Below are 6,889 nucleotides of genomic sequence, written 5' to 3'. Positions count from 1 at the left end.
GCGACGACCAGTGCGGCAGCGTCCTCCAACGACCACACACCCGCCAGATAGGCGGCCGTCACCTCACCGATGGAATGCCCCGCCAGACAGTGGGGACGTACGCCCCAGGACCATATGAGGCGGTACAACGCCACCTCGACCGCGAACAGCGCCGGCTGCGCGAAGCGGGTCTCGTCCAGCAGGTCCCCGGCCTCGAAGACCACCGCCTTCAGGGATTGACCGAGCTTCGCATCGACCGCCGCACACACCTCGTCGAACGCCTCGGCGAACACCGGATAGGCGGCATACAGGTCCCGTCCCATCCCCACCCGCTGCGACCCCTGGCCGGTGAACAGGACACCGAGGCGGCCCGGTACCACACTCTCCGGCCGTATCGCCCCCAGGCCCTCCCGCGCCTCCTCCACCGAGGCCGCGACCACCACCGCACGGTGGTCGAGCCGGGCACGGGAGCTGACCAGCGAGTACGCCACGTCCGTCACGCTCAGGTCGGGGTACAGCTCCAGGTGGTCAGCGAGGCGCCGGGCCTGCGCGTGCACGGCGTCGGCTGTGCGGCCCGAGAGGACGAGTGGCACGCTCCCGCGTGTCGCGGTCGGCTCCGGGGTCTCGTTCTCGGCGGATTCCAGCACGACGTGGGCGTTGGTGCCGCTGATACCGAAGGAGGAGACCGCCGCGCGACGCGGACGCCCTTCCGTCTCCGGCCATTCTCGTGATTCCGTCAGCAGTTGCACCGCGCCGGCCGACCAGTCGACCTTCGGGGTGGGCGTGTCGACGTGCAGGGTCTTGGGCAGCACCCCGTGGCGCATCGCCTGCACCATCTTGATGACCCCAGCCACGCCCGCCGCGGCCTGCGCGTGCCCGATGTTCGACTTCAACGAGCCCAGCCACAGCGGCTCGCCCCCGGCCCGCTCCTGGCCGTAGGTGGCGATCAACGCCTGCGCCTCGATCGGGTCACCCAATGACGTGCCCGTACCGTGCGCCTCGACGGCGTCGATCTCGGAGGTGGTCAGGCCCGCGTTGGCGAGGGCCTGACGGATGACACGCTGCTGGGAGGGGCCGTTGGGGGCGGTGAGACCATTGGAGGCGCCGTCCTGGTTCACCGCCGTACCCCGGACGACCGCCAAGACGTGGTGACCGTTGCGGCGGGCGTCGGAGAGGCGCTCCAGCAGGACGAGGCTCACGCCTTCCGCCCACGCCGTACCGTCCGCCCCCGCCGCGAACGACTTGCACCGTCCGTCCGGCGCGAGGCCCTGTTGGCGCGAGAACTCGATGAAACTGCCCGGCCTGGCCATGACGGCCACACCGCCGGCCAGCGCGAGCGAGCACTCGCCGCCGCGCAGCGCCTGGACCGCCGAGTGCACCGCCACCAGCGACGACGAGCACGCCGTGTCCACCGTCACGGCCGGACCCTCGAAACCGAAGGTGTACGCGACCCGGCCGGACACGATGCTGCCGGCCGCCACGGCCGCCTCGTAGTCGTGGTACATCAGCCCGGCGAACACACCCGTTCGGCTGCCCTTCAGCGTGGTCGGGTCGATCCCGGCCCGCTCCAGCACCTCCCACGACACCTCCAGCAGCAACCGCTGCTGCGGGTCCATGGCGAGCGCCTCACGCGGAGAGATACCGAACAGCGCCGGATCGAACTCCGCCGCGTCGTGGAGGAAGCCGCCCTCCCGGACGTAGGACTTGCCGGCCACGCCGGGGGTGGGGTCGTAGAGCCGGTCGACGTCCCAGCCACGGTCTTCCGGGAACGGTGTGATGCCGTCGCGTTCCTCGGCCACCAGACGCCACAGATCTTCGGGTGAGGAGACGCCACCAGGTAACCGGCAGGCGGCCGACACGATCGCGATCGGTTCGGACGACGCCGCGAGAGCCGCGTCGCGCTCCTCCTTGAGCTGCTCGTTCTCCATGAGAGACGCGCGCAGTGCCGCGACGAGCTTGTCCTCGGACACAGACATACTTGAGTTCCTCCGTAGCCCGCGGCGGGCTCAGTCGTTGGTGTTGCCCATCGCGCGTTCGATGAGGTCGGCGACGTCCATGTCGGCGATCAGGTGCGACGCGTTCTGCCGTTCGGACGGGGCCGCCCTGACGCCACCGGGGGCCGCGGCCACGAGCGGCAGCAACTGCCGCAGCACGCCCAGCTCTTGCAACCGCTTCAGCGGCACCGAGGCGAGGACCTTGCGCAGCCCGGCCTCGTCGACGCCCTCAAGGTCCAGCGCTCCGGTGGCCGAGTCCGGGACCAGTTCGGCGCGCAGGTGCTCGGTGATCGCGGCGGGTGACGGGTAGTCGAAGGTGAGCGTGGCCGGCAACCTCAGACCCGTCGCCGCGTTCAGCCGGTTACGCAGTTCCACCGCGGTCAGCGAGTCGAAGCCCAGTTCGCTGAACGCCTGTCCGGGTGCGATGCTCTCGGCGTCTGCGTGCCCCAGCACCACGGCGACCTCGCCGCGGACCAGGTCCAGCAGGGTCTCCGTCTGCTTCTCCGCCGCAAGCACCGCCAGGCGGTCCGAGAGGGAGTCGGCGGGGACGAGGCCACCACCGGAAGCGGTACGCCGGGGTGGGCGGACCAGACCGCGCAGCATGGGAGCCAGCCGGCCATCACCTGCCTGAGCGGTGAGTGCGGGGAGGTCGAACTTGACGGGCACCAGGGTCGGTTCACCGGCGGACAGGCCGGTGTCGAAGAGTGCCATACCCTCCTCGGCGGACAGCGGCCGGATACCGCTGCGGCTCATGCGCGCCTGATCGGACGCGCCCAGCGAGCCCGTCATCGCACTCGCCTCACCCCACAGGCCCCAGGCCAGAGAAAGGCCGGGCAAGCCTTGCGCGCGCCTGTATTGGGCGAACGCGTCCAGGAAGGCGTTGGCAGCGGAGTAGTTCCCCTGTCCTGGGCCGCCCAGAACACCGGAGGCGGAGGAGTACAGCACGAACGCATCCAACTCCAAGCCACTGGTCAGCTCGTGCAGTGCCAGCGCCGCGTCCACCTTCGGCCGGAACACCCCAGCCAACCGCTGCGGGGTCAGGCTCCCGATCACACCGTCGTCCAACACACCGGCGGTATGCACCACACCCGACAACGGAGCCTCAGCGGGAACACACGCCAACAACCCCGCCAACTGCTCACGATCGGCCACATCACAGGCCACCACCTGCACCCGCGCACCCAATGCCGACAGATCATCGCGGAGTGCCGGCGCACCGGGCGCCTCCGGCCCACGCCTGCTGGTCAGCACCAGACTCCGCACGCCGTGGGCGGTGACCAGGTGCCGGGCGACCACACCGCCCAACGTGCCCGTACCACCCGTGACGAGCACCGTGCCACCCGACCGGAACACCGGCACATCGGAAGAGGCCACCGTCTTCGCACGCACCAGCCGAGGCACGAACACCTCACCCGAACGCACCACCACTTCGGGTTCAGCCGTCGTGAGTACGCCTGCCAGCAGCTCATCGGCAGGGGCCTGGCCGTCCAAGTCCATCAGGACGATGCGGTCCGGGTTCTCCACCTGCGCGGAGCGCACCAACCCCCATACCGTGGCCGCCACCGGGTCGCACACATCGTCGCCGAGTGCGACCGCACCCCGCGTCACCACCACCAACCGACCCTCATGCGACGAGGCGAGGAAGGACTGCACAGCCGACAACGCTCCGGACGCGACTCCTTGCACCGCGTTCGCGTCCAGCGAGACCGACCGGACCTCGAACACCTCCACCTCGCCGGACTCAGCATCCTCACCTACCACGACGGGAACCCACTCGACCCGGAAGAGCGACTCACCGGCGTCACCGGACGCCCTCAACTGCTCCTCGGTGACCGCCCGCAACACCAGCGAGTCCACCGACGCCACCGGCACACCCTCACCATCGAACAACTCCAGCGACAGCGACTCCGCACCCGTGGAAGACAACCGCACCCGCAGCGAAGAGGCACCCGAAGCGTGCAACGACACACCACTCCACGCGAACGGCAAGAACAACCCGCCCCCACCGGACTCACGCGCACCCGAAAAAGCCCCGGCATGCAACGCCGCGTCCAACAAAGCCGGATGCAGACCGAACCCCGCCGCCCCATCCACCTCACCCGACGGCAAGGCGACCTCGGCGAACACCTCATCGCCCCGCCGCCACACCGCACGCAACCCCTGGAACACCGGCCCATAGCCATACCCACGACCGGCCAAGCCCTCGTACAGATGCGACACATCAACCGCCACAGCACCCTCCGGCGGCCACACCCCCAAGCCGGCACCAGGCGACGACGCGTCCTCGCCCACCTCTCCGGTGGCGTGGCGGGACCAAGGCGCTTCGGACTGCGCTGTGTCGGGCCGCGAATACAGCCCGACTGGACGGACACCGCCCCCCATGTCCTCACCGACCGTGACCTGAACGCGTACCGCGCCCGTCTCCGGAATCACCAAGGGCTCTTCTATGACCAGTTCGCGGAGTGTCCGCGCCCCGACCTCGTCACCGGCGCGGACCGCCAGTTCGACCAGCGCGGCGCCCGGCAGCAGGACCACGCCGGACACCCGGTGGTCCGCCAACCAGGGTTGCGCGGCAAGAGACAGCCGACCAGTGCACACCACACCACCGGTCTCAGGCACACTGATCACCGAGTCCAGCAGTGGGTGCTCGGCCACCAGGGCGGGATCACCGGCGGACGGGATCGAGTTCAGCCAGTAGCGCTGGTGCTGGAAGGCGTACGTGGGGAGAGCCACCCGACGAGCGCCGGTACCGGCGAACACCTGCTCCCAGTCGATCCCGACACCGCGCGTGTGCAACTGCCCGAGGGTGGCGAGGAGTGCTCGTTCCTCGCCGATGTCCCGACGCAGGGACGGTACGCCGTCACCCGCGATCATCGCGGTGAGGATGCCGTCCGGGCCCAGCTCCAGGAAGGTGGTGACCTTCTGGGCCTTCATGGCCTGGACGCCGTCGTGGAAACGGACGGTGCCGCGCACGTGCTCTACCCAGTACTCGGGCGAGCAGAGCCGCTCGGGGGCCGCGACGTCACCGGTCAGGTTCGACACCACCGGCAGCGACGGCGCGCGGTAGGTCAGCCCGGCCGCGACCTGCCGGAACTCCTCCAACATCGGCTCCATCAACGGGGAATGGAACGCGTGCGACACCCGCAAGCGCTTCACCCGACGACCGGGAAGCGCCTCGGTCACAGCCAGCACCGCGTCCTCGGCACCCGAAAGAACCAATGAATTGGGGCCGTTGACGGCGGCGATGCTCACGCGGTCGCCGAGCAGCGGGAGCACGTCCTCCTCGGTCGCTTCGACCGCGATCATCGCCCCACCGGTCGGCAGGGCCTGCATCAACCGGCCCCGAGCGACGACCAGTGCGGCAGCGTCCTCCAACGACCACACACCCGCCAGATAGGCGGCCGTCACCTCACCGATGGAATGCCCCGCCAGGAAGTCGGGGCGCACACCCCAGGCCCGTACGAGGCGGTACAACGCCACCTCGACCGCGAACAGCGCCGGCTGCGCGAACGCCGTCCCGTCCAGCAGCTCCGCGCCCTCGAAGACCACCGCCTTCAGCGAACGACCGAGCCTGGGGTCGACCGCCGCGCACACCTCGCCGAACGCCTCGGCGAACACCGGATAGGCGGCACACAACTCCCGTCCCATCCCCACCCGCTGCGACCCCTGCCCCGTGAACAGCACACCCAGGCGGCCCGGTACCACACTCTCCGGCCGTATCGCCCCCAGGCCCTCCCGCGCCGCCCCCACCGACTCGGCGACCACTACCGCGCGATGGTCGAAGTGGGTCCGAGTCGTCGCCAGCGAGTACGCCACGTCAGTGAGGTTCGGCGCGTCGTCGGCGTCCAGGAACCGCGCCAGTCGGCCTGCCTGGGTCCGTGCCGCCTCGGGCGACCTCCCGGAGACCACCAAGGGCACCAACCCTTCTGGATCCACCGCCCGTTCCGCCACCGACTCCGCCTCGACGGCCTCCAGGATCACGTGCGCGTTCGTCCCACTGATACCGAAGGAGGAGACCGCCGCGCGACGCGGACGCCCTTCCGTCTCCGGCCACTCCCTCGATTCCGTCAGCAGTTCCACCGCGCCGGCCGACCAGTCGACCTTCGGGGTGGGCGCGTCGACGTGCAAGGTCTTGGGCAGCACCCCGTGCCGCATCGCCTGCACCATCTTGATGACCCCAGCCACGCCCGCCGCGGCCTGCGCGTGCCCGATGTTCGACTTCAACGAGCCCAGCCACAACGGCTCACCCCCGGCCCGCTCCTGGCCGTAGGTGGCGATCAACGCCTGCGCCTCGATCGGGTCACCCAATGACGTGCCCGTACCGTGCGCCTCGACGGCGTCCACGTCGGCCGCCGACAGACCGGCGCTCGCCAGCGCCTGGCGGATCACTCGCTGTTGGGAGGGGCCGTTCGGCGCGGTGATGCCGTTCGACGCGCCGTCCTGGTTGACGGCTGTACCCCGGACGACCGCCAGGACCTGATGGCCGTTGCGGCGCGCGTCCGAGAGACGTTCCAGGAGCAGCAAGCCGACGCCTTCGGCCCATGCCGTTCCGTCCGCGCCCGCCGCGAACGACTTGCACCGTCCGTCCACCGCCAAGCCCCGCTGCCGCGAGAACTGCACGAACGCGATGGGCGTGGACATCACCGCGACTCCGCCCGCGAGCGCGAGTGAGCACTCGCCGCTGCGCAGCGCCTGGACCGCCGAGTGCATCGCCACCAGCGAGGACGAGCACGCCGTGTCCACCGTCACGGAGGGGCCTTCGAGCCCGAGGGTGTACGAGACGCGGCCGGAGACGAGGCTGCCGGCGGCGACCGCCTCGCTGTAGTCGTGGTACATGGCGCCGGTGAAGACACCCGTGCGGCTGCCCTTCAACGTGGTCGGATCGATCCCGGCCCGCTCCAACACCTCCCACGACA

2 protein-coding genes are annotated in these 6,889 nt (G+C 70.2%); both read right to left on the bottom strand.

Translation table 11 applies throughout. The features are described 5' to 3' along the window. The coding region (locus ACIQVT_RS34645) for a type I polyketide synthase (RefSeq protein WP_403763738.1) at positions 1 to 1,949 on the bottom strand (1,949 nt) is incomplete at its 3' end. A gap of 36 nt (positions 1,950 to 1,985) precedes the next feature. Continuing rightward, on the bottom strand, positions 1,986 to 6,889 hold a 4,904-nt coding region (locus ACIQVT_RS34640), incomplete at its 5' end, for a type I polyketide synthase (RefSeq protein ID WP_403763735.1).

Source organism: Streptomyces sp. NPDC100445 (genome assembly GCF_044759735.1).
GTDB lineage: Bacteria > Actinomycetota > Actinomycetes > Streptomycetales > Streptomycetaceae > Streptomyces.
The sequence above is the reverse complement of the archived record's forward strand: the minus strand, read 5'-3'. Positions and strand labels throughout refer to the sequence as shown.